The 23,431-nt window shown below is 35.7% G+C and carries 21 protein-coding genes; 10 read left to right on the top strand and 11 right to left on the bottom strand.

Annotated features, from left to right (window positions below; translation table 11 throughout):
* The 4 genes from B8967_RS09900 to B8967_RS09885 all read left to right on the top strand — a co-directional run bounded on the left by B8967_RS09900 (position 1) and on the right by B8967_RS09885 (position 4,230).
* Positions 1-210 (top strand): cold-shock protein, encoded by a 210-nt coding sequence (locus B8967_RS09900; RefSeq protein ID WP_084085984.1) that lies wholly within the window; start codon positions 1-3, stop codon positions 208-210.
* A 26-nt stretch (positions 211-236) separates the two neighbouring features.
* The gene (locus tag B8967_RS09895; RefSeq protein ID WP_228406112.1) at positions 237-1,997 is read left to right on the top strand and encodes an ABC1 kinase family protein; all 1,761 of its coding nucleotides are present in this window, start codon (positions 237-239) and stop codon (positions 1,995-1,997) included.
* A gap of 95 nt (positions 1,998-2,092) precedes the next feature.
* A complete protein-coding gene (locus tag B8967_RS09890) occupies positions 2,093-2,602 on the top strand; it encodes a hypothetical protein (protein WP_084085982.1) in 510 nt (169 codons plus the stop codon).
* A gap of 275 nt (positions 2,603-2,877) precedes the next feature.
* Positions 2,878-4,230 (top strand): DEAD/DEAH box helicase, encoded by a 1,353-nt coding sequence (locus B8967_RS09885; RefSeq protein WP_047485309.1) that lies wholly within the window; start codon positions 2,878-2,880, stop codon positions 4,228-4,230.
* 61 nt (positions 4,231-4,291) lie between these two features.
* Here B8967_RS09885 and B8967_RS09880 read toward each other — a convergent pair whose 3' ends face one another.
* From B8967_RS09880 to B8967_RS09865, 4 genes are all read right to left on the bottom strand, one after another.
* Positions 4,292-4,948, bottom strand: coding sequence for a GDSL-type esterase/lipase family protein (locus B8967_RS09880; RefSeq protein ID WP_047485307.1), 657 nt, complete (start codon positions 4,946-4,948; stop codon positions 4,292-4,294).
* A gap of 63 nt (positions 4,949-5,011) precedes the next feature.
* Complete coding sequence (locus B8967_RS09875; RefSeq protein WP_047485305.1) at positions 5,012-5,476, bottom strand: lipocalin-like domain-containing protein; 465 nt, start codon at positions 5,474-5,476, stop codon at positions 5,012-5,014.
* A gap of 360 nt (positions 5,477-5,836) precedes the next feature.
* Positions 5,837-7,000, bottom strand: a complete 1,164-nt coding sequence (locus B8967_RS09870) for an iron-containing alcohol dehydrogenase (RefSeq protein ID WP_084085981.1) — start codon at positions 6,998-7,000, stop codon at positions 5,837-5,839.
* 139 nt (positions 7,001-7,139) lie between these two features.
* On the bottom strand, positions 7,140-7,547 hold the full coding sequence (locus tag B8967_RS09865; protein ID WP_084085980.1) for a winged helix-turn-helix transcriptional regulator: 408 nt from the start codon (positions 7,545-7,547) through the stop codon (positions 7,140-7,142).
* 98 nt (positions 7,548-7,645) lie between these two features.
* Here B8967_RS09865 and lpdA point away from each other — a divergent pair, with 98 nt between their 5' ends.
* On the top strand, positions 7,646-9,046 hold the full coding sequence (gene lpdA, locus B8967_RS09860) for a dihydrolipoyl dehydrogenase (protein ID WP_084085979.1): 1,401 nt from the start codon (positions 7,646-7,648) through the stop codon (positions 9,044-9,046).
* A gap of 194 nt (positions 9,047-9,240) precedes the next feature.
* On the opposite strand, the gene B8967_RS09855 is transcribed toward lpdA, so the two are convergent.
* Genes B8967_RS09855 through B8967_RS09835 form a run of 5 tightly spaced genes read right to left on the bottom strand, consistent with a single transcriptional unit; the run spans position 9,241 to position 12,263 of the window.
* Positions 9,241-9,846, bottom strand: coding sequence for a hypothetical protein (locus tag B8967_RS09855; RefSeq protein WP_084085978.1), 606 nt, complete (start codon positions 9,844-9,846; stop codon positions 9,241-9,243).
* A gap of 37 nt (positions 9,847-9,883) precedes the next feature.
* Positions 9,884-10,294, bottom strand: coding sequence for a hypothetical protein (locus tag B8967_RS09850; protein WP_084085977.1), 411 nt, complete (start codon positions 10,292-10,294; stop codon positions 9,884-9,886).
* A 48-nt stretch (positions 10,295-10,342) separates the two neighbouring features.
* Positions 10,343-11,023, bottom strand: coding sequence for a hypothetical protein (locus B8967_RS09845; RefSeq protein ID WP_143330499.1), 681 nt, complete (start codon positions 11,021-11,023; stop codon positions 10,343-10,345).
* Positions 11,024-11,058: 35 nt separating this feature from the next.
* Complete coding sequence (def, locus tag B8967_RS09840) at positions 11,059-11,640, bottom strand: peptide deformylase (RefSeq protein ID WP_084085975.1); 582 nt, start codon at positions 11,638-11,640, stop codon at positions 11,059-11,061.
* 56 nt (positions 11,641-11,696) lie between these two features.
* A complete protein-coding gene (locus B8967_RS09835) occupies positions 11,697-12,263 on the bottom strand; it encodes a Crp/Fnr family transcriptional regulator (RefSeq protein WP_084085974.1) in 567 nt (188 codons plus the stop codon).
* Between the two features lie 181 nt (positions 12,264-12,444).
* Here B8967_RS09835 and B8967_RS09830 point away from each other — a divergent pair, with 181 nt between their 5' ends.
* A complete protein-coding gene (locus B8967_RS09830; protein ID WP_084085973.1) occupies positions 12,445-14,979 on the top strand; it encodes a phosphoenolpyruvate carboxylase in 2,535 nt (844 codons plus the stop codon).
* Between the two features lie 307 nt (positions 14,980-15,286).
* Here the strand turns inward: B8967_RS09830 and B8967_RS09825 are convergent, their stop codons facing one another.
* Positions 15,287-16,891 (bottom strand): S8/S53 family peptidase, encoded by a 1,605-nt coding sequence (locus B8967_RS09825; RefSeq protein ID WP_084085972.1) that lies wholly within the window; start codon positions 16,889-16,891, stop codon positions 15,287-15,289.
* An 87-nt stretch (positions 16,892-16,978) separates the two neighbouring features.
* On the opposite strand from B8967_RS09825, the gene B8967_RS09820 reads away from it, so the two are divergent.
* The 4 genes from B8967_RS09820 (at position 16,979) to B8967_RS09800 (ending at position 20,795) form a co-directional block, all read left to right on the top strand.
* Positions 16,979-18,103, top strand: coding sequence for a DegT/DnrJ/EryC1/StrS family aminotransferase (locus tag B8967_RS09820; RefSeq protein WP_084085971.1), 1,125 nt, complete (start codon positions 16,979-16,981; stop codon positions 18,101-18,103).
* Between the two features lie 423 nt (positions 18,104-18,526).
* Positions 18,527-19,546, top strand: coding sequence for a UDP-glucose 4-epimerase GalE (galE, locus tag B8967_RS09810; RefSeq protein WP_084085969.1), 1,020 nt, complete (start codon positions 18,527-18,529; stop codon positions 19,544-19,546).
* 18 nt (positions 19,547-19,564) lie between these two features.
* Positions 19,565-20,329 carry a methyltransferase domain-containing protein gene (locus B8967_RS09805; RefSeq protein ID WP_084085968.1) on the top strand — a complete coding sequence of 255 codons (765 nt, stop codon included), beginning with the start codon at positions 19,565-19,567 and terminating at the stop codon, positions 20,327-20,329.
* A gap of 13 nt (positions 20,330-20,342) precedes the next feature.
* Entirely contained in the window at positions 20,343-20,795 is a 453-nt protein-coding gene (locus tag B8967_RS09800; protein ID WP_047485274.1) for an adenylyltransferase/cytidyltransferase family protein, read from the top strand.
* Positions 20,796-20,838: 43 nt separating this feature from the next.
* On the opposite strand, the gene B8967_RS09795 is transcribed toward B8967_RS09800, so the two are convergent.
* The gene (locus B8967_RS09795; protein WP_084085967.1) at positions 20,839-23,424 is read right to left on the bottom strand and encodes a TonB-dependent receptor domain-containing protein; all 2,586 of its coding nucleotides are present in this window, start codon (positions 23,422-23,424) and stop codon (positions 20,839-20,841) included.
* Positions 23,425-23,431: the final 7 nt, after the last annotated feature.

Here is a 23,431-nt window from a genome sequence, read left to right as displayed (position 1 = left end):
ATGCAAAAAGGAACTGTAAAATGGTATAACACAGAGAAAGGATATGGCTTTATTACCTTGGAAGGAAGTGAAAATACCATTTTTTGTCATCATTCAGCGATTGTCGGCGCTTCGAAATCTTTGTCGGAAGGGCAGACTGTAGAATTCAATATCGTACAGGGTCCAAAAGGGTCTCAGGCAGAAAATGTCAGGGTAGTAGATAATGACTAGAATAGAATGATAAATAAATCTAAAAGATGAGTGCAAAAAAACTGTCAGTGTTCTGGCAGTTTTTTTTATTAAACACTTTTATAAAAACATACTTGGGAACGGTTTTTGGAGTAAATTGCACCTATTATAGATATATTATGTTCGACAAGCAGCAACGAAAACTGAAAAGGTCTGCCAGGCTCATCTCCGTACTGAGTAAATACGGGTTTAAAGATATGCTGGCAAGAATGAACGGGGGAAATAAACAGGAAGAAGTGTCAGCCAATTCAGATGAAATCATCTCAAAAGGGACCGTTTATGAAAGGATCAGATTGGTGCTGGAAGAGCTTGGACCTACTTTTGTAAAGCTGGGACAGACATTTAGCAGCCGGGAAGATCTTTTGCCACCGGAGCTGATTCAGGAACTACAGAAACTACAGGACAAAGTAGAAACTGTAGAGATGGACGTAGAAGATGTTCTCGAAAATGAATTTAATATTTCTGTAAAAGACCATTTTCTGGAGATTCAGAAAGCACCCTTGGCTACAGCTTCTATTGCCCAGGTTTATAAAGCCGTTTTACAGGATGGAAGTCCGGTGATCTTAAAACTCAGAAAACCTGATGTACAATCTGTGATTGAAGATGACTTGCTGCTCATCAAAGATTTAGAAAAGCTTTTGTCTGCTTATTCCGAAATAGGAGAGAAACTCAACCTGAAACAGGCCATTTCTACTTTCGAGAAATCATTACTGGAAGAAGTTTCCCTGATCAACGAAAAAAATAATATCCAGCAGTTTCGTCTTAATTTTAAAAACAATAAAGAAACCTACGTTCCCAAGATATACGAAGAATTTTCCAATAACAATATTCTTTGTATGGAGTTTATTGATGGAATAAAGGTTACCGATAAATCAGCTCTTTTAGCCAATCATATTGATCCGGTAAAAGTCTCAGAAGCCGGATTGAGGCTTTTTGTTTCTCAGATTTTAGATTATGGATTTTTTCATGCAGACCCACATGCCGGAAATATTTTAGTAAAAAAGGATGGAAAGATTGTCTTCATTGATTTTGGTGCAGTAGGTAAAATTCAGCCTAACGATAAAGAGATTCTTGAAAACCTGATCGTAAGCTTTGTGGCCAAAAACCCACATAAAATAGTTCGCTATCTCAAAAAGATGGCAATAAGCTATGAGATTCCTGACGAAAGAAGGTTTGAAAATGATGTAGAAGATATTCTGAATTTTGTGCACAGCTCATCCTTGCAGGAAATTAATATTCAGGTTATCATCAATAAAATGAAGGATATCCTGAAAGATAACAGGCTTTATATGCCCGATTATTTTTATCTTCTGTTTAAAGGAATCAGCCTGATAGAAGGAGTGGGCAGGAATATCAACCCTGAATTGGATATTGTAAAAAGTCTTCATCCTTACACTAAAAAAATATTTACAAAAAAGATCAATCCCAAGAATATTTTAAAAACAGGATTGGATAAAATGATGAATTTCACTGACAATGTGGATGAAATTCCCAGAGAACTCCGTTCTGTACTTCAAAAGCTGGATGAAAATAAATTTACAGTTTCCAGTGAAATCAAAAATATAGAAAAGACAAATCAGCTGATAAAATCCAGTGTGACCAATCTGATTCTTACGATGGTGCTGGGAGCCAATATTATTGCTACGGCCATTGTTTTTGCCTCCGAATCAGGACCGAGGATAGGGGAGCTTTCTCTGGTCGCGGTGTTAGGGTTTGTTTTTTCAGTCATTTTAGTTCTAGTCATTTTACTCAGAATAACAAGGAAGTAGGAGGAGAGTTAAGAGTTAAGAGTTTTTGAAATAAGATGAATACATGTACAACCTGAACTTTAAAATCGCCTATCCCATAAAAAACAAAAATAACAATGAGAACAATTAGTATACTTGCTTTTATCTTCTGTAGTTCACTGTTTATGGCTCAGATCACTTCTGAAAAAGGGGTATTGGGAGATTTTGATGGCAATGGAACAAAAGAATATGCTTATACTAAAGTCAGTGATTGTAATGATGATTGTGACGGACAATGTGAAACAACTATTTATTTCAGTGATAAAAAGATAAAACCATTCATAATTTCTCCAGCCTTTGACGGTGCTTTATATAACCTGGGAGATCTTAATGATGATGGAAAAGATGAGATGGGTTTTTATCCCGGATGGTGCACAAGCTGCTGGCACCCATTTTATGCATATACATTAAGTGAAGCCGGCTGGAAACCTTTAGTTCCTCCTATCTCTACACACTGTAATCAATGGGAAGACGAAAAATTTCCTATTAAAAAAGACCCTAAAAAGAAAGGATATGTCATCATTACCTCAAGCAAATGGGAAAATGATGATATTAAAGTGAGCAGTAAAAGCCTTAAAATAAATTAAAAATTAAGAATAGGAGGTTAAAAACTGATGATTATCCGGTTTTTACTCAGGTCTGAAATCTCACATCTTATATCCGGATTTTATTCTCTGAAAAACATGATCTTTGGCATCAAAAGCTGCTGATTATTGGTTATACAGTCTCAAGTCTCAAATCTCCAATTCACTCCGTCTGCTGTCTCTATATCCCTTTCTTCTCCAATACTGTCACCGCGCCTTCTGTTTACCTCTTACAACCTAAATTTTACATTATACATTTTAATACCTATCTTTGCAAAATGGAAAAACTCACTTTTGCAGATTTTGACCTGCCGGTTAAAATTCTTGATGTTTTAGCGGATATGGAATTATTTGAACCTACTCCAATTCAGGAGAAGAGTATAAAGCCTATTCTTTCCGGAAGAGATGTAATGGGAATTGCACAGACCGGAACCGGAAAAACATTAGCCTATCTTCTGCCAGTTCTTAAAACATGGAAATATAATAAAGCAGGGAATCCAACTGTTTTGGTACTTGTTCCTACCAGAGAATTAGTAGTTCAGGTAGCTGAAATTCTTGAAAAACTGACTGTAAATACTACTGCAAGAGTAATTGGAATATATGGAGGGAAAAATATCAATACTCAAAAACTGTTATTCAATGACGGTTGCGATATTTTGGTAGGTACTCCAGGAAGGGTAATGGACCTTTCTATAGACAATGCCATTTCCCTGAAAGAAGTTCAGAGACTGATTATCGATGAGTTTGATGAGATGCTTAATTTAGGTTTCAGACCACAGCTTACCCATATTTTTGAAATGATGAGAGAGAAGAGACAGAATATTCTTTTCTCTGCAACCATGACTGAAGCTGTAGATGTGATGCTGGATGAGTATTTTGCCAGTCCAATAGAAATTTCATTGGCAAAATCCGGTACTCCACTTGAAAAAATAGAACAGACGGCGTATAAAGTTGAAAACTTCAATACCAAAATCAATTTACTTGAACACTTATTGAAGACTAAGACTGATATGTCTAAGGTGCTTATTTTTAATAACAATAAAAGACATGCTGACCTTCTTTTTACTAAAATTGATGAGTTATTTCCTGGTCAGTTTGATGTAATTCACTCAAATAAATCTCAAAACTACAGGCTTAAGGCTATGAAAAGTTTTGAAAATGAAGAGATCAGAGGGTTGATTACCACGGATGTTATGGCCAGAGGTCTTGATATTTCCAATATTACTCATGTTATCAATTTTGAAACACCTGATATTCCGGAACAGTATATCCACAGAATCGGTAGAACCGGTAGAGCAGATAAAGACGGTAAAGCAATCACTTTCGTAACGAAGAAAGAAGAGCCTTTGATTCTTGATATCGAGCTATTGATGGATAAAGAATTAATCTTTAATGATTTCCCTGAAGGGGTGAAAATTAATCCTGCCAAGATTGCTTCTGAGAAAGATGAAGTGATCATGAAGAACCCTGTACAGGTAAAACTGAATGAAGGAGGAGGAGCATTTCACGAGAAAAAGGATAAGAATAAAAAGGAAAACTGGGGTGGACCTTCAAAAAGGAAAGAGCCGAAAAAATTTGGAGCCAACAGAGCTCAGCAAAAGGCAATATCAAAATCTAAGAGAAAGAAATAAAAAAATAGGCTGCCTCGCTTTTGAGACAGCCTATTTTTTTTATGTTATTCTTGAAAATAGTTTATTTCATATAAGGATCCAAAACCTTTTTCCAGATCTGGTATCCTTCAGGTTTAAAATGAAGCATATCTTCCACAAAAATATCTTTTCTTACATTTCCGTTAGCATCTTCCATGGCTTTGGTAACATCAATAAATTCAGCGTTAGGCTGTTTTTTCATAAAAGCAGCAATTTTTTTATTGGCTTCTTTCATCTGGGGCCACAGCTTCTCTCTACTCGGAGAGTACTTTATTGAAATATAATCCACTTCAATATTCGGAAATCTTTCACGGATCTTTTTATAGAAAGCCTTGTAACGGTTAACTAGTTTTTGCGCTTTCAGCTGATGGTTGTCTGCGAAGTCATTTTCACCACAATAAATAATGATCTGTTTAGGCTGATAGGGTGCTAAAAGATCATCTGCAAAATCATTGAGGTCTGTAAGCCTTGAGCCACCGAAACCTCTGTTGATAATGGTTTTGTCGGGAAAATAAGACGCTACATCAGTCCATTTGGTAAAAGATGAACTTCCTAAAAACAAAATAGCATCCTTAGCTGGTGGGTTTTGTTGATCTTCTTTTTTGAAATTTTGGATATCCTGCCAGAACATTGGCTTTTTTTCCTGAGAAAAGGAAATGACAAAAAACAGCAAGAGAAATGCTGAGAGAATCTTCTTCATTGTTTCAATTTTTAATTTCAGATAAAAGTAATAAAAAACTCCCGATTAACGGGAGTTTATCATTTATCTTTTGTAGGTTACATACGTTACATCCGGGATCTTATCTCCATCCTGGTCATAGTTACCAAACTGTTGAGCTAATCTAAGTTCTGTATTGGATAGGATATCAACTTTATAGTTATTGTTCTCATCCTGGTCAAACTTGATCCCTAAAATTTTAGCATCAGCATCATAGGTGTATCTTCCTTCACTTTTCCCATTCACCTGGCAGTCTGCACCTCCTGTTCCGGAGTAAGCTGTATAGCTGACATAAAAGTCTGTTCTGAAGAAAAGAGTATTTTTTTGATCGCACCCTTCTGGAGTAGAAGAAGAAAGCACCGTTTTATTATCTTTTCCGGAAATAACTTCTCTTTTGGCTTCTTTCCAATCTCCTTTAATAATATCCATTTCATAAGCTTGCATATCATCATCTTTACAAGAAGTAAGCGCCAAAGCAGAAAAGGCAAATAAAAGTAGCTGTTTTTTCATTTTCACAAATTTAAGAATATGCTAAAATATAAATAAATTTGAAATATCTATAATGAAATCACTATTTTTTAAACAAATGTTTATAAATAAGATAATTTGGAATTATTGTACTGCTTTTAAGCTACCAGGCTGGTACGCAGAAAACAATTCATTTAAAGATTCAGGGCTTTATTATTAAAATTCAATAGAAGTGAATTTTAATTTCTCTATAATCTCCACCAAAAAATCCCCGGAATTAACCCAAACATACTATTTTCAATGAACACCATCATTATAATATGTTTGAAGCTTTAGTAAGAAACCTAAAAAAGCGGACCATAGCCCGCTTTTTTGATATCAATTACTGTTTTCCAGTCTATATTAATAGCTCATTTCTACAATTTTAGAAGCATCCTGAGGAGTCAGTTTTTTATATTCTCCAAGTCCCAGCCATTTTCTGTCTGTAAAAGCTTTTTCTACTCTTTCAGCAGTTCCTTTGTAGTCTTCTGTATATTCAGAAAGTTTTGTTTTAATCTGTAGGCTATGGAAGAAGTCTTCCAATTTTTTGATTCCTGCTTCAGCTTTTTCCTCTACAGTTCCGTCTTTAATACCCCAAACTCTTTCAGCATATTGTGCCAGTTTTCCTTTCTTATCGTCAAAATTATAACGGTAATGAGAAGGAGCAATGATCGCTAAAGTTCTTGCATGATCGATACCGAAATAAGCTGTCAGTTCATGGCCCATTGCGTGTACAGCCCAGTCGGTGATTACTCCTTTCTGGATCAGCCCGTTTAAGGCCATTGTACAGCACCACATAAAGTTTCCGGCAGCATCATAATTGAAATCATCAGCCAATACTTTTGGAGCTGTTTCCTGCAGACTGATCAAAATACTTTCAGCAATTCTTTCCTGAAGATCAGCAGAAGACGGTGCAGTCATGTATTGTTCCAAAACATGGGTGTAAGCATCGGTAATTCCATTAATGATCTGATTTTTAGGAATTGACCTGATTACTTCAGGATCTAAAACAGAAAATTGAGGGAATAATCCCGGACCCCCGGAAGATAACTTCTCATTAGTTTCCCTTCTGGAAATCACATACCCGGAATTCATCTCGGAACCTGTAGCAGGAAGGGTTAGAATACTTCCGAAAGGCATTCCTTCCCCTTCAAATGTTCTTACCTGTTTTCTCAGAATTTCCCATGGTTCTCCGTTATAGTTAGCCGCTGCAGAAATGAATTTGGTACCGTCAATTACGGAACCTCCTCCTACAGCAAGAAGATAAGTGATGTTATTTTCTTTGATGAAGCTGATCGCTTTAATCAGCACTTCGTATTCCGGATTGGCAGGAACGCCGCCGAATTCATGTAAGTCGTGATCTTTCAAAGCATCTTTCACCTGATCATAAACACCATTGTGTTTGATACTTCCTCCGCCATAAATCATTAATATTTTGGCGTCTTTAGGAATTTCATTGGAAATTTTAGCGATTTCGCCTTTTCCGAAAAGTATCTTAGTTGGGTTTTTAAACTCGAAATTAAGCATTGTTCTAAATTTATTTTAAGCCAAATTTACGGAATGAAAAAAGAAAAATGAGTTAAGGAAGTTTTAAAATTCCTATGATTGATTTTAATGAAAGCTATTGCAAACAATATAGATTGGGCAATACTCCCGTGATCACATTCTATAGATTAGCGGAGAGGTGTTTTTTTGCTCTTTTTATAAAACCTTCTTTATCCTTTTTAATGTCTTCCAGCAGTTTTTTTCTATCTTCCGGGATACTGAGATATTTATCTCCCCAAAGGTTAATTTCAACGATTACCGGAACGAGATCAATGCCTTTTTCTGTAAGGTAATAGAGGATTTTCAACTTGTTTTCAGGATGGTCTTTCTTATCGATGATACCATTTTCCAGCAGATGCTGAAGTTTTGATGCCAGAATATTGGTGGCAATCTTTTCATCTGCTTTTAGAAATTCGCCATAGGTGCTTTCTTTTTTAAGCATGAGATCCCGTATAATTAATAATGACCATTTATCTCCCCAGATTTCCAGGGAGCAACTGATAGGACAGTCTGATCTTTTCTTACCCATAATGTTAATTTTAAAATAATACTTGCAAAATGAAAGTCTTTATTCTAATTTTGCTTTTATTTTGCAAGTAAATTTAAACATAAAAATGAATACATACAATGGAAGATTATGATATTGCCGTGATCGGCTCCGGACCTGGTGGATATGTAGCTGCGATAAGAAGTGCACAGCTTGGATATAAAACGGTCATCATTGAAAAATATGATACACTGGGAGGAACGTGTACCAACGTAGGCTGTATTCCGACAAAAGCTTTGCTGGACAGTAGCCACCATTATGCGGAAGTTCAGCATAAGTTTAACGAACATGGAATTAAAGTAGATCAGCTAGCCCTGGATTTTTCCCAGATGTACAAAAGAAAATCTGAAGTCGTTTCAAAAAATACGGAAGGGCTTCATTTTCTGATGAATAAAAATAAAATTACCCGGTTGAAAGGGACGGCAGGTTTTGTAAATAATACTACGCTAAAAGTGGTTAATGAAGAGGGCGTTGTAAATATTACCGCTAAACATTATATCATTGCTACAGGCTCAAAACCTTCAGGTATTCCGGGGGTAGAAATAGATAAAAAAAGAATCATTACTTCTACAGAAGCCCTCGCTTTAAAAGAACAGCCAAAATCTATGGTGATCATCGGTGGAGGAGTGATTGGGGTTGAAATGGCATCTATTTTTAACCGTATCGGAACACAGGTAACCATTCTGGAATACGCCGACCATCTGATTGCCACAATGGATCATGAATTAGGAAAAAACCTTCAGAAGATTTTGAAAAAAGAAGGTATTGACATCCGTTTAAATCAGAGCGTTTATAAAGCTGAAAACTTAGGTTCCTCAGCTAAAGTTCTTTTTAAAGATAAAAACGGAACAGAGAACGAACTGGAGGCAGAGTATATTTTGGTAGCCGTGGGAAGAAGCCCATATATAAAAGGGTTGGGATTGGAAAATACAGATATACAGATTGATAACCGGGGATTTATTAGAGTAAATGAAAGAAACCAGACAGCTGTTCCCAATATGTATGCTATCGGTGATGTAATCGGGGGAGCGATGCTGGCACATAAAGCTGAGGAAGAGGGTGTTTTTGTAGCAGAAACAATCAACGGGCAGCAACATCATATCCATTACGATCGTATTCCTTCTGTGGTGTATACGTGGCCTGAAGTAGCTTCTGTAGGATATACAGAAGAATATTTAAAGAAAAATAATATAGCTTATACCGTTGGGAAATTTCCATTCTCTGCCAGTGCAAGAGCACGAGCTTCTATGGATACAGATGGATTTTCAAAAGTCTTGGTAGACCCTAAATATGGAGAAATCTTAGGGATTCATATCATAGGAGCAAGAGCCGCAGATTTGATCGCACAAGGGGTTATTGCTCAGGAATATGAAGTGACGGCAGAAGATATGTTCCGTATTTCTTATTCCCATCCCACTTATTCTGAAACTTTGAAAGAAGCGTATTTGATTGCATCAGGCCAGGGTGCAATTAATATATAAAAAATAAACCATTAAGATTGTTGAAGCTGATAAAAATAGTTAAGGAAATAGCTAAAGCCCTTTTTTAGCAATGTGCTTTATTTTTTCATCTAAGATGAATCTTAATTATTCTTACTTTCTTCAACAATCTTAATGGTTTAAAATTTTAGATTATCGATTTTATAACAGATAAAATCCTTGCGTCTTAGCTTCAGTTACAAAGAAGAACAGTTCTCATCCTTTGTATAAATACCATTAGTTTTCGCTTCCAGTTTTCCGGTTTTTCTGTTGATTTTAACGGAAAAAGACTCTTTCACAGCCGGACAGCCCTTAGACTGCATAAGAAACATGGAGATATGACGGTCTTCAATTTTATACGCTCCCGTAAAGCGGTTACTCGTGTCAACAGAATATCCATAAGTTTTTGCCAGCAGAATAGCCTCTGGAAGATTATCAACGGTTCCGATAAAATCTCTCAATTGCTGCTCATTGGAAAAATAAATAGATCTTTCGTTTTTACAAGCCAGAATGTATGAAAAGCAGTTGTTACCTATACATTTCTGGAAAAAACCTTTTTCAGGAACGGGTTCATTAATCGTCATAAATTCAGGAGCCTGGCTTTCGTAGATCACTGCTTTTTCATAATCTGAATCATTACTGAGAACACGCCAGTAAGCATAATCTTTATTAGGTACAATGAAAGGATAGAGATAATCTACGGTATCGAGGATATCAGGGATTTTTTTATAATCATCAGGAACCTTGATCTGGCTGTAAAGCAGATTGGAAAGAATAAGGGAAAATGCGATGATTACTTTCATAGAGAGTGTGTTTCCAGTGCAAATTTAAGAAAGAGAATTATTTCAATATAATTTTATAATACCCTTTTTCATCAGTTACATCAATACCTATGCCTGTAAATGTTAATTTATTAATTTGATAACCATCACAACCTCCTTTAAATTCCGATGACTGTATTGAAAAATCAAAAGATTTAAGATTAGAAGAGAAAGTATATTTTTTTATACCATTATATGCACCTACATTTTCCAAAATAACCATATCATCAGATGTTTTTGTCAGACTTACTCCAGCTTGATTTTCTTCAACCACTGAATAAGAAGTAAGTTTTCCGTTTGTAATAAGATTTTCATCATTAGAATCTACAAACTTAAAAAGTATCGGAAGAGGTGCATTGTAACAATCTTTTTCACAGGCTGTGAATATGAAAGTTATTAATAAGAATAAGAATAAGAATATTTTTTTCATGGACTATGGATGGTATGAAGAGTAAAATTAATTATTAATATTTTGTAATCAAAACGATACTACCCCTGAATTATTAAAACGGGCTCTAAATATTTTCAAAAGCTGTGCAAGCTGATCATCTGTGATATCAAAATCATCGATATTGATTTCTATTTTTTCGTTGTTGTGAAAAAAGTATAAATAATTTATTTCAGGTTTATAATCATGTTTAGAATCACGGCTTACCAAACGTTTTACAATAATCTTTTCAAGTTGAATTTCATTCCACAAATACCTTGCATTATTTTTTATCTGAATTCCTTCTCCATTGATGGAGATGATCATTTGTGATGTTTTTTTGATTTCGGAAATTATTTTAAAAATAAAATAACCAGTAAATCCAAGAAGTATAAATAATACAAATATTGCTGTTCCATTAAATTTGAACTTAAAACCTGAAAGAAAAAATAGTCCCAGAATTGCAAACATACTGTAAGTAGCAATAGCAATAATTCTACCTGAACGCGAGTATTTGACTATAATTTCATCAGGAACTGAATTCTCAGTATATTTAATTTTATCACTTTTATGAAGAGAATATTCTTTATGAATGAAAACTCCATTGATGAATGTAGCAATGAAAAAAATAATAGAAAGAGGAATAAAATATTGTAGTAGATAAATACCTGTCAATAAGGCTAAAATCCCAAAAATCGTGTAAAAAATAATACCGAAATTAAACTTTATCATTTCATAGAATTTGACATGTTTGATTGATGTCAAATCTACAAAAACTTAATCGGGTATCCCACTGCAACATTTCCGGTGGTGATTTTTTTAAGCTTAGATTCCATCATTTTTTTGGTCAGAGGTTTCAGATGGTCAGTATATAAGATTCCCTGCGTATGGTCATATTCATGCTGAATAATTCTGGCAGTAAGCCCTATATAGGTTTTGGTTTGCAGCAGGAAATGTTCATCCAGATATTCGAGGGTGATTTCCCAGGGTCTTTTTACTTTTTGCGAAAGACCGGGAATACTTAAGCATCCTTCATAGTCTTCCCATGTTTCTGCTGAGCTATTGATTATTTTAGCATTGATGAAAGTTTCTTTTATTCCCTTATCATTTTTACCAAAGTAGAGTATCTGCTCTTCACTCCCCAGGTTTTCAAAAACAATTTTACTGTCAACGATGAAAAGCTGTAACGCTTTTCCTATTTGTGAAGATGACAAACCGCAGCCATCGGCATTTTCCATGGTTTCCCACATGTCGGTTATGAGCTTCTGAATTTCCGGGGTATCCCTTTCTGTTTTCGAACATTTTTGTTTTAAAATAGCGTTTCCATATGCCCAAATAGATAACTTCATTGTCGTATTTTTTTGCAAAGTTCTGCAGAAGCTTGCAGGTATACAATGAACCTATGTTAATTAATCTGTCTGCGAATTCGGCTTAAGGCCTGTGGAGTGATTCCAATATAAGAAGCAATATATTTTAAAGGAACACGTTTCAGCATTTGAGGCTGCTCGGTGAATAATTTTAAGTAACGCTCTTTGGCGGTAAGTTTTAGTAAAGAAAGCTCTCTTTTACTCTTAGCTAAAAATAATTTCTCAGAAGCAAAACGGCCCAGGTGATTTCCAACGTTGGTGTGGCTGTAAATTTTCTGTAAATCATCATAAGAAATCTGCCATACCACAGTTTCTGTTAAAGCCTGCATTTCATATTCAGAAGGGGTTTGGGTAAGAAAGGAATCATAGGCACAGGTAAATTCTTTTTCAAAACCGAAACTGAAGGTATACCCATATTCATCATCAGGAATATAAAATCTTACCAATCCCGATTCTATAAAGGATAAAAATTCTTCGGTATCTCCGTGCTGGGTAATAATTTCATTTTTGGCATATACTTTTTTGTGGAAATGCCCTGCAATAAATGCCCATTCCGACTCCTGCAATTTGACAATCTGTTCGTAATATGCTCTGATGTAACCCATAGGAATTTTTTGAGTAAATTGTTATAATTTCAGTGTATTACTGATTATATTTAAGAAAAAATTAGAAGTCAAAGTTACAGAATATTTATGGAGAATAGGGAACATTGATATTTACATTTTCTATCCCTCTTTTTTGTCATTTGTCAATTAATTTAATTTCAAAATCACTTACATTTGTTATATGATACACGACCAACGCGCAGAAAAATTCAGGCAGATTGTGGAGAATAAATTCCAGATTTACAATTCATTATTTATGAGCCTGCCTTATGATAAAATGACTAATATCGGGATGCTTCTTCCGTTTCTTTATGAAGAAAGCAGAACCGGCTATGAAGCAGGGAAGACCCCTGAGGAAATTGTAGAAGAATTTTTTAAAAACCATACAGATCTTCAGACGGAGGAACAAAAGCTGGAGCTTCTTTTTAAAATTATTCAATATATAGAGAGGCAGGTTGTTTTGTTTGACAGTATTGAAGATGCTGCCTTTCCTAACCTACATTCTGAAAGTGACAGCGGAACTGTGACCAATCTTTTTGAACGTTCTTTTCAGGATCATAAAATTGAAAAAGTACGCGAAAAGTTGAAGGACTTTACAGTTAAGGTTGTATTTACGGCTCACCCTACCCAGTTTTATCCAAGCTCAGTACAGAGAATTATACAGGATTTAAGAGGAGCCATTACCAGTGATTCTGTCACACAGATTGATACCCTTTTGCAGCAGTTAGGGAAAACACCCTTTGTCAATAAGGAAAAACCGACGCCAATAGATGAGGCGCTGAGTATTATCTCCTATTTGAGGTATGTCTATTACGATACTATTGGTGAGCTGTTTACGAAGATTAAGAAAACTTTTGGAAACGGACATTTCCACCTGCATGAAGATATTATTCAGCTTGGTTTCTGGCCTGGAGGCGATAGAGACGGGAATCCTTTTGTTACTGCAGATGTTACTAAAAGAGTATCAAAAGAACTTCGCTCTGCAATTTTGAAATCGTATTACAGCCATTTGAAATTTATCAGAAGAAGATTAAGCTTTAGAGGGGTTTCGGAGGTTTTAACTCAGGTAAGTGAAGAATTGTATGCTGCTATTTTTGATGGTAAAAGTATTACGGCAGAAGAAATTTTAAAGAGAACTGATGAAGCAGAGAAAATATTAATCAATGAACATAATTCTTTGTTCTTAGATCTTTTGGTCAACTTCAGGGACCGTGTGAAAATTTTTGGAACTCATTTTGCGACTTTAGATATCAGACAGGACAGCAGGATCCATCAGAAGGTAATAGATGATGTTTTTGCGAAAATATATGGAAATGAAGACGCCGATGCAGAACAGAAATTCAATACACTGATTCAGATTTCGGATAAAGTAAATGCGGATGATTTTGAAGATATTGTAAAGGATACTCTGTTAACAGTATCACAGGTATCGGAAATTCAGCGTCTGAATGGATTAAGAGGAATGAACCGTTATATTATTTCCAATTCTGATGCCGTGAAAGATGTCATGAACGTATATGCTTTCTTCAAAATATGTGGATACAAAGATGAAGAGATCAATATGGACATTGTTCCGCTTTTTGAAACAATGGAAGGCCTTGCCAATGCGGAAAATGTAATGAATGAGCTCTATCAGAATCCGGTATATAAAAAGCACCTTGAAAAAAGAGGCTATCAGCAGACCATTATGCTTGGCTTTTCTGATGGAACGAAAGATGGTGGTTATCTGAAGGCAAACTGGGAAATCTATCAGGCAAAAGAACTTCTTACTAAACTTTCTGAAGAGAATAACATTAAAGTCGTATTTTTTGACGGAAGAGGTGGCCCGCCAGCAAGAGGAGGAGGTAAAACCCATGACTTCTATGCTTCACAGGGAAAAACAATTGCCAATAATAAAATTGAGCTCACTATTCAGGGGCAAACCATTACCAGTATTTTTGGAAATAAAGAACAGGCAAAATACAACTTCGAACAGCTTCTGACGGCCGGAGTTGAAAATGATGTATTTAAAAATGCTAAAAAAGACCTTACTGAAAAAGAAAGAGCATTAATTATTGAACTGGCTAATATTAGCTATCAAAAATATTCAGATCTTAAGGCGCACCCAATGTTTGTTCCCTATCTGCAGGAAATGAGTACTTTGGAATATTATGGGAAAACCAATATTGGAAGTCGCCCTTCCAAAAGAGGAAACGGAAATGAATTGAAATTTGAAGATTTAAGAGCTATTCCGTTTGTAGGTTCATGGTCTCAGCTAAAACAAAATGTCCCTGGATTCTTTGGCTTCGGGTATGCTATGAAGCAGATGAAAGAGGAGGGAAGGTTTGAAGAAGTAAGAGAACTGTACAAAGGTTCGGATTTCTTTAAAACTTTAGTTTTAAACTCTATGATGAGTATGAACAAGTCTTATTTTCCTTTGACATATTATATCAAAAATAATCCGAAGTTCGGTGCATTCTGGAACGTTCTGTTTGATGAATATGAACTTTCAAGAGAGATCATGCTGGAACTTACCGGTTTTAAAATGCTTCAGGAAGAAGATCCTTTATCCAGAAAATCTGTGAAAATCCGTGAAAAAATTGTACTTCCTTTACTGAGTATTCAGCAGTATGCATTGATGAAGATTCAGAAAGGAGAGGGCAATAAAGAAGCCTATGAGAAGCTGGTAACCCGTTCCTTATTCGGAAATATTAATGCAAGCAGAAATTCTGCTTAATATAATTTTCGTACAAGTACAATAATAAGAGATATCAAAAAAAACGGGCTTCAGTCCGTTTTTTTTTGATATCTAGTCTAAGCCTAATGGTTTCAGCCTAATTTAATTTCTATGACAAAAGCAGATCATATTCATGAAAACAATAGGGTTCTTTGTATGGTAAGATACCATTGAAATCTTCTATAAATTACGAAGGTCTTTCTGCCTTATTATTTCCTAATTCAGCTAAATTAACGGAGATGAAAATAGTGTCATTCGTGAAAGATATTTGTGATATTAGTGTTTAAAAAAGCAGATAGAAAACTTCTTATTCTTTTATGAATTTTTCAAAATAAAACTTGTCTTTCATCTGAATTTTAAGATAATAAACCCCTTTTGTAACATCTTCTACCTTTATAGATTTCTGGTTGTTGTTTTTTCTGATCAGTCTTCCCAAATGATCATAAACCTCCAGTGATGTTATTTCATTTTCAGTTCTTACATTCAGCATGTTTTTAGCAGGATTCGGATAGATGATGGAAGTCTCTTTTTTCAGAATTTCCGAAGTATTTAATACTGAATTATATAAACTTCCGAAATTCAAGATGCCATATCCCATCTGATCGGTATGGTTGGGATAAAGAGAAGCTGTTTGTCTGAGTTTTATTCTTATCTGTTCTCTGTCCATGGTGGGGAATGCCTGAATGAAACAGGCGACACCGCCTGCTGCGATAGGAGTGGCAATAGATGTTCCATTGAGAATAATGGTAGCATTATTGTAGACTGTGGTAGTGGCTGTACCCTGGGCACTTCCGTCAGGTTTTATAGTTCCCGAAGAATTAGGTCCGTAGGAAGAAAATCCTGAAGAATTCCCTGAACCGTCTACTGCTCCAATCGTGAATACTTTTGCATTGTCCGCAGGTGTTAGCAGATAATGCCAGGGTTCCTGACCGGAATTTCCTGCAGCAACAAGAACAAATATTCCTTTTTCGGCGGCTATTTGTGCCGCTCTTGCAATAAAAGAAGTTGTTCCATTCATATCTGCATATGTGTAATTATATTGGGAGTCATCAAAAACACTATATCCCAGGGAGGAGGTGATCATTTCCACTCCCTTTCTGTCTGCTTCCTCAGCGGCTTCAATCCAATATACTTCCTCCTCCGGGATTTCTACTCCAGCCTTTTCACTGCGGTAAAGATAAAAATCAGCATCCGGAGCAGATCCTACAAATGTATTTTCCAAATAACCTCCCATAGCCCCTAAAATCATTGAGCCATGCTCACTTAAGGAAATATTATAAATATCATCGGTTTTAGTCACAAAATCGTAACCACCTTTTATGTGATTATTCGTTCGTAATCTTGAGAATGCAGAACCGGTATTTACAAAAGGAAATCCGGCATCAATAACAGCAATAGAAACTCCTGTTCCCGTATATCCTGCCAGATGAAGGGGTTTTATATTGAGCTGATCTATCTGTGCGGTACCCGCTCCATAATCAAAGGTCGTAAGCGTTTTACCGGTGTCTGAATTATTTTTCCATTTGTCAATGGGTTTTATTTTAGGAACTCCCGATCCATTTCTTGCAAAACTTTGAACAGATAGCACAAAAGGCTGAGCCTGTAAGCTGACTATCTGGGCTGGAGTGGCATTCACAGCAGCTCCATTCAGCCATTTGGAATAATCGGTAACAGTGAACCCCATATTTTGCAGATTCTGTAAATAAGAAAGCTCAATAGGAGCGTCCTGGTCATTTAGGGAAATTCCCAGTGCAGTACGCCTGTTAAGTGATTTTTGGGAAAGTTCTGAAAGTGGATTGGCAAAAAAAGCGGCTTTATTGGGTTTATCTGTAAAATAAACAAAAACAAGCTGTGTTTGAGCCTGAAAAATAGAATAACCTGCTAATAAACAAAAGAGTAAAATTTTATTCATAGTATTATTTTGTATAAAGATAAAAACAAAATCAATAAAATTTTTGATAGGATTTTAAATTCCTTATTTTTACACAAATATTTATTTATGAAAAAAATTCAGATGGTTGACTTGCAAAGTCAGTATTACAAAATAAAGAATGATGTAGATAATGCAGTTTTAAATGTAATGGATTCTGCGGCTTTTATCAACGGTCCTGAAGTAAAGTCTTTCCAGAATGAATTGGAGTCTTATTTAGACGTAAAACATGTGATTCCATGTGCTAATGGAACGGATGCTTTACAGATTGCCCTGATGGCGCTGGACCTGAAAGAAGGGGATGAGGTTATTACTGCTGATTTTACCTTTGCTGCAACGGTGGAAGTGATACACCTGCTTAAATTAAAATCTGTTTTGGTAGATGTTGATTACGATACCTTCACGATTTCAACAGAAGAATTAAAAAAAGCAATTACGCCAAAAACAAAGGCAATTATTCCGGTACATCTATTTGGACAGTGTGCCAATATGGAGGAGATTTTAAAAATTGCAGAAGAGCATAATTTATATGTTATTGAAGACAATGCACAGGCAATTGGTGCAGAATATACGTTCTCTGACGGAACGGTAAAGTATGCCGGAACAATGGCTACTGTTGGAACAACGTCTTTCTTTCCTTCAAAAAACCTGGGATGCTATGGTGATGGTGGTGCTATTTTTACCAATAATGATGAGCTGGCACACCGTCTAAGAGGTATTGTAAACCATGGAATGTATGAAAGATACTATCATGATGAAGTAGGCGTAAATTCCCGTTTAGATAGTATTCAGGCGGCAGTTTTAAGAAAAAAACTTCCTCACCTGGATTCTTACAACGAAGCAAGAAGAAAAGCGGCAGATTATTATGATGAAGCATTTGCAGGTAATGCCAATATTTTGACTCCAAAAAGATCCGAAGACTCTACCCATGTTTTCCACCAGTATACATTAAGAATTCTGAATGGAAAACGTAATGAACTTCAGAAATTCTTAACAGAGAAAGAAATTCCGGCTATGATCTACTATCCGGTGGCATTGAGAAAGCAGAAAGCCTATTTTCAGGAAAGCAATGATGCTGATTTTGTGAATACCGACAAGCTGTTGGATCAGGTAGTTTCTCTGCCAATGCACACAGAATTAGACGAAGAGCAACTGAAGTATATTACAGATGCTGTGCTTGAGTTTATGAAGTAATGAAAAGAAAGATATTTAAATATAGGCTGGTATATTACTTAGCGGTAGCAGCCAGCCTATTATTTTTCATAATATCAGCATTTTCAATTCTGAATTTATTTAATGATTTCAGTATATTTAAAACGATATTTATTTGTACTTCAATTGTTATTAATTTATTTGCATTTATTAATTTGATTGAAAAATACGATAGAGCAGTTTTATTTCTAAACCTTAGCTTATCTTTATTCATAATTGCGCTGGGATACCCTATATTATTGAAGGTTTTAAGTGGGAAATATTATGATGTATGGAATCTCAGATTTAGTTTTTGGATTTTATTGATACTTATTTTAATCATTGTAAATATGTTTGAAGTAAGACTAAACAGAGGAATCAACGAAATAGAAAACATAGGAAAACACGAAGATTAAAAAAATAAAAATGACGATACTTGTAACAGGAGGACTTGGATACATTGGTTCCCACACAGTGGTAGAGCTTCTTAATAATGGCTTTGAGGTTGTTATTGTAGATGATTTGTCCCATTCAGAGAAATTTATTTTAAATAATATTGAGGAAATTACAGGTAAAAAGCCGGTTTTCTATCCTTTTGATTTAAAAAGAAAAGAATTGCTCCATCAGGTTTTTGAAGCCCATAAGATTGATGGCTGTATTAATTTTGCTGCGTATAAAGCAGTAGGAGAAAGTCAGGTAAAGCCTGTAGACTATTATGAGAATAATCTGTTTACTCTTATTAATATTCTTCAGGAATTTAAAGAAAGAGAAATCTCTAATTTTATTTTCAGTTCATCCTGTACAGTATATGGGCAGGCTGATGTAATGCCAATTGATGAAAAGACTCCTTTAAAAATGCCCGAAAGTGTATATGGTAAAACCAAACAAATGGGAGAGGAGATCCTGATTGATTTTGCAAAAGCGTATCACAGAAAAATAACGTTGTTAAGATATTTTAATCCCATTGGAGCACATCCGTCTGCAAAACTTGGAGAGCTACCCATTGGAATTCCCAATAATCTGGTTCCTTACGTTATGCAGACTGCTTCGGGAATCCGTGAGAAGCTAAGTGTATGGGGAGATGATTATCCAACAGAAGACGGAACTGCAGTTCGCGATTATATCTATGTAGTTGATCTGGCCAAAGCTCATGTGGCAGCCTTAAGAAAACTCATTGAAAATCAATCTGAAGAAGCTGTCATAGATATTTATAACCTGGGAACAGGAAAAGGATCATCTGTTTTGGAAGTTGTAAAAGCTTTTGAAATAGCAAATAATGTAGAAGTCCCTTATCAGATATGCGCCAGAAGGGAAGGTGATATTACGATTGCCTATGCCAACCCTGGTAAAGCAGAGAAAGAGCTTGGATGGAAGTCTGAAACTTCACTGGAAGAATCTTTGCGTACAACCTGGGAGTGGCAGAAATATCTGAATACTAGAAATTAATCCTTAAAATCACATAATATGGCTTGGAATCCTGAAGTATATGACCAGTTTAAAGATGAGCGTTCAGCTCCCTTTTTTGATTTACTGAAGCTCGTAGAGTCAAGATCCGGTTTATCCGTTATAGATTTAGGTTGTGGTACCGGAGAACTTACTTCTAAACTTTTAGATTATCTTGAAGATTCTAAGGTGTTGGGAATAGACTCTTCTGAAGAGATGCTGGAGAAAGCTGCTCATTTTGAAACAAGCAGACTGACCTTTGAGAAAAGGAGTATTGAGGATCAGCTTCATCTTACCGAGATGTATGATCTGATTATTTCCAATGCAGCGATTCAATGGTGTGATAACCATAAGGAACTTTTTCCAAGGATTATAAGTAAGATTAAAGAAGGCGGTCAATTGGCGGTACAGATTCCATCCAATCATGAATATGTAGTGCATCAGTTGCTTAGAAAAATAGCAGCGAAGGAACCTTATAAAACAGCGTACAATTCTTGGGAGAGAGCGTATACTGTTTTGCATATTGAAGATTATGCGAGAATATTATTCGATAATAAAGGTAGAGAAATCACCGTTTATGAAAAAGTATTCCCCCATGTTCTGAACAATGCCGATGCGGTATTTACATGGGCTTCAGGAACAGCTATGCTTCCTTATGTTGAGAGGCTTCCCGATGATATGAAAGAACAATTTAAAAACGATTATAAAAACGAATTACAAAACATCTTCCCTGAATCACCGGTCTTTTATCCATTTAAAAGAACATTTATTTCAGCGAAGTTTTAATTTTAAAATTAATATGAAGACACAAAGAATAGGTATTACATTTTCCTCATTTGATTTATTACACGCAGGGCATATTAAAATGCTTGAAGAAGCTAAAACAGTATGCGATTATTTGATCGTTGGACTTCAGATTGATCCATCCCACGACCGTCCGAACAAGAATAAGCCAAGCCAGACTATCGTTGAACGATATATTCAGTTGAAGGCTGTGAATGCTGTAGATGAGATTATCCCTTATTATACAGAAGAAGATCTATTGGATATTTTGAAATCTTTTGTTATCGATATAAGGATCATAGGAGACGATTATATGGATAGAGATTTTACCGGAAAAACATATTGTGAAGAAAAAGGGATAGAGATCTTTTATAACAAAAGAGATCACCGATTTTCTACAAGTGATCTGAGACGAAGAATTTACGAAGCAGAAAAAGAAAAAGATACAAAGAAAGAATCTGTAAAATAAGACAATAAAAAATCCCGAAAATAATTTCGGGATTTTGTTTTTATTACATTGGGCCACCTTGCTGGTCATCGCCGGTTTCATTGGCATTGATGTCTTTTTTCTTTTTGGTCTGTTCTATTTTTTCACCTTGTTTGAATCTATAGGTTAAAGAAATAGAAAACTGTCTTGGCTGCCATTGCATATAGCTGCTACGCGTATAGTCATTGCTGTAGTTAATTGTCGTCATTCCTCTTGTATTAAAGATATCCTGAATGTTGAAGGAAATAGTTCCGTCTCCTTTCCAGATCGTTTTGGAGGCTCCCAGGTTTAATGCATACATATCCTGTCTGTCCTGGCTGGCGGTTTTTTGTCCCCCTCTGTAGAAGCCTTGCAGCTGTACACTTAATGTCTTATCAAGTTTAAATGTTGTATTAAGACGTAACCTTGTAGAGAAACCACTTCCGGTAAAATCTAATGAACGTACCTGAGTAAGTCCGTTGATATCCTTTGTTTCATAAGATGCAATTCCGGTCGTTTTGTACCCGAAAAGATCTACACTACCCATAATTTTGAACCAGGCAAAAGGGTCATAGGTAAAGTTCAGGTCCAAACCATAACGGTCATCATTACCCAGGTTTTCCGGCTTTGTATAGAAAACTCTTTGTCTTTCATCCGGTCTGTAAACCAGCATCTTTGTATCGTCTGTTGAATGCCTGTAATATAGAGTAGGGTTGATGGTGAATTTCTTTCTGGTAATATTATAACCTACCTCATAAGAATCTACATACGATGGGTTAAGGTCGATATTTCCTTCAAAAATATTCTGGTTATTGGTATAATTGGGGAAAGGAACCATAAAGAATGATCTCGGTCTGTCTATTCTGCGGGAATAGTTTACTAAGATCTGATTATTCTTGGATATATCATAGCTTAAGAATACACTTGGAAATAAATTGTTGTAATTCTTGTTTTTATTTAATGGAGGTTTATCAGGGTTCTGACTGATATAATTGATTTTAACATTTGAAAGCTCATCTCTTAATCCTACCTGATAGCTAAGATTTCCGAGCTTACTTTTAAACTGCAAATAGAAAGCATTGAACATTTCTCTGTAATCCGTATTGTTGTTATAATTCGGAATAAGAGGATTATTAGAAGTACTGCTTACAAAATTATCATAAGTATTATCATTGACATCCAATCTGTAGCCGGCTTCAAGTTTGGAGTTTTCTCCTAATGGTAATTCATAATCTGCTTTACCTATTACCGTTTTGGTTACAGAATGTCTTCTGGTAATATCCTGTACTGAGGGTACATAATCAACACTTTCCAGAATATCAGCATTATTATTGCTTCTGTTTCTCTGTAAACTTACAGATAGCGATAGATTCTGTCCATTATCGTCAAACTTATGGTCTAAACCTACATCGCCCTGGAAGGCAAGATTGTTAAAAATGGTCTTGGAATCTCTCAGAGTATAAGGATTCTTGAGACTCCAAAGATTAGAGGCATCTCCTGTATATCTGTAAAAAGTATCGTAAGTGTTTACAAGTTCATTTCCGTCCCCGTCAAAAGTTCTCACTAATCCAGTTAGATTTAGTGATGTTTTGTCAGAAATATCATATACAAAACCGGCACTTACATTATAGTTCTTGTTGTAGGTCTTATTGACAGAGTTCTGCTGTTGATGTACAGGTACATCCTTAGGCTGTATACCTGGAGTTAGATCAGGGAATACAATATTATGATAGGTTGTTTCAGAATTGTTTTTGGTTTTATTTTCTGTATAGCCTCCGCCGCCATTCACAAACCAGGTCCAGTTATTTTTTCTCCAGCTTAGGTTGGCATTCAGAGATGTCCTCGGAAAATATCCTAAAGCACCCACTACACTTCCGTTAAATCCTACTTTTTTACTCTTTTTAAGAATAATATTTAAAATCCCCGAAGTTCCGCTTGCTTCAAATTTTGATGAAGGGTTGGTAATGACCTCAATTCTTTCGATCTGATCAGCAGGAATACTCTGTAATGCGTTAGCTCCGTCATCAATTCCCAGAAGAGAAGAAGGTTTTCCGTTAATCAGGAATTTTACATTAGTACTTCCTCGCATAGAAACCGTTCCATCCGTATCTACGGTAACAGAAGGAACATTACTTAAAACATCCTGAAGACTTCCTCCTTTACTTACAATATCCTGTGATGGGTCATAAGTCTTTTTATCCAGTTCCACTTTATAGGCTTTAGTGGCTGCTGCCGTAATTACAACACCTTGTAACTCCTGGGTTTTTCCATCCAGAGTAGTGGAAGCTTCGGGCTCTATGGAGAGCGCACCAATATTTCCGTTTGCGGTTATATTTTTGCTGACTATGCTTTTCTTATAGTCTATCGCTTCTACTGTAATGTCATAATCCCCGGGAACAAGTTGTAGCTTATATTGCCCTTTTTCATCAGTGAGTACAGCATCGCTTAATGTTTTGTTAGCTTTGTTGCTAAACGTTACAGAAGCATAAGGTACAGGCTGGTTTTTCTTATTGACAATAATTCCTGAAATACCTGATTTCTCTTGAGCAAAAGCCATAGCGGCGGCTGAAAGAACCAAGGTGAGCCCTAGCGTTTTTTTTGTGAAAATATTGACAATTTCCGTCTTATTCATAGGTTAT

It is taken from the genome of Chryseobacterium sp. YR221 (assembly GCF_900176315.1).
GTDB lineage: Bacteria > Bacteroidota > Bacteroidia > Flavobacteriales > Weeksellaceae > Chryseobacterium > Chryseobacterium rhizosphaerae.
Note: the sequence above shows the minus strand (reverse complement) of the source record. Positions and strands in the feature narration are given on the sequence as shown.

Bases quoted from the DNA above. Each gene is read 5' to 3' on its own strand.
- B8967_RS09900 (WP_084085984.1), top strand. From the start codon at position 1: ATGCAAAAAGGAACTGTAAAATGGTATAACACAGAGAAAGGATATGGC.
- B8967_RS09895 (WP_228406112.1), top strand. From the start codon at position 237: ATGAGTGCAAAAAAACTGTCAGTGTTCTGGCAGTTTTTTTTATTAAAC.
- B8967_RS09890 (WP_084085982.1), top strand. From the start codon at position 2,093: ATGAGAACAATTAGTATACTTGCTTTTATCTTCTGTAGTTCACTGTTT.
- B8967_RS09885 (WP_047485309.1), top strand. From the start codon at position 2,878: ATGGAAAAACTCACTTTTGCAGATTTTGACCTGCCGGTTAAAATTCTT.
- B8967_RS09880 (WP_047485307.1), bottom strand. From the start codon at position 4,948: ATGAAGAAGATTCTCTCAGCATTTCTCTTGCTGTTTTTTGTCATTTCC.
- B8967_RS09875 (WP_047485305.1), bottom strand. From the start codon at position 5,476: ATGAAAAAACAGCTACTTTTATTTGCCTTTTCTGCTTTGGCGCTTACT.
- B8967_RS09870 (WP_084085981.1), bottom strand. From the start codon at position 7,000: ATGCTTAATTTCGAGTTTAAAAACCCAACTAAGATACTTTTCGGAAAA.
- B8967_RS09865 (WP_084085980.1), bottom strand. From the start codon at position 7,547: ATGGGTAAGAAAAGATCAGACTGTCCTATCAGTTGCTCCCTGGAAATC.
- lpdA (WP_084085979.1), top strand. From the start codon at position 7,646: ATGGAAGATTATGATATTGCCGTGATCGGCTCCGGACCTGGTGGATAT.
- B8967_RS09855 (WP_084085978.1), bottom strand. From the start codon at position 9,846: ATGAAAGTAATCATCGCATTTTCCCTTATTCTTTCCAATCTGCTTTAC.
- B8967_RS09850 (WP_084085977.1), bottom strand. From the start codon at position 10,294: ATGAAAAAAATATTCTTATTCTTATTCTTATTAATAACTTTCATATTC.
- B8967_RS09845 (WP_143330499.1), bottom strand. From the start codon at position 11,023: ATGATAAAGTTTAATTTCGGTATTATTTTTTACACGATTTTTGGGATT.
- def (WP_084085975.1), bottom strand. From the start codon at position 11,640: ATGAAGTTATCTATTTGGGCATATGGAAACGCTATTTTAAAACAAAAA.
- B8967_RS09835 (WP_084085974.1), bottom strand. From the start codon at position 12,263: ATGGGTTACATCAGAGCATATTACGAACAGATTGTCAAATTGCAGGAG.
- B8967_RS09830 (WP_084085973.1), top strand. From the start codon at position 12,445: ATGATACACGACCAACGCGCAGAAAAATTCAGGCAGATTGTGGAGAAT.
- B8967_RS09825 (WP_084085972.1), bottom strand. From the start codon at position 16,891: ATGAATAAAATTTTACTCTTTTGTTTATTAGCAGGTTATTCTATTTTT.
- B8967_RS09820 (WP_084085971.1), top strand. From the start codon at position 16,979: ATGAAAAAAATTCAGATGGTTGACTTGCAAAGTCAGTATTACAAAATA.
- galE (WP_084085969.1), top strand. From the start codon at position 18,527: ATGACGATACTTGTAACAGGAGGACTTGGATACATTGGTTCCCACACA.
- B8967_RS09805 (WP_084085968.1), top strand. From the start codon at position 19,565: ATGGCTTGGAATCCTGAAGTATATGACCAGTTTAAAGATGAGCGTTCA.
- B8967_RS09800 (WP_047485274.1), top strand. From the start codon at position 20,343: ATGAAGACACAAAGAATAGGTATTACATTTTCCTCATTTGATTTATTA.
- B8967_RS09795 (WP_084085967.1), bottom strand. From the start codon at position 23,424: ATGAATAAGACGGAAATTGTCAATATTTTCACAAAAAAAACGCTAGGG.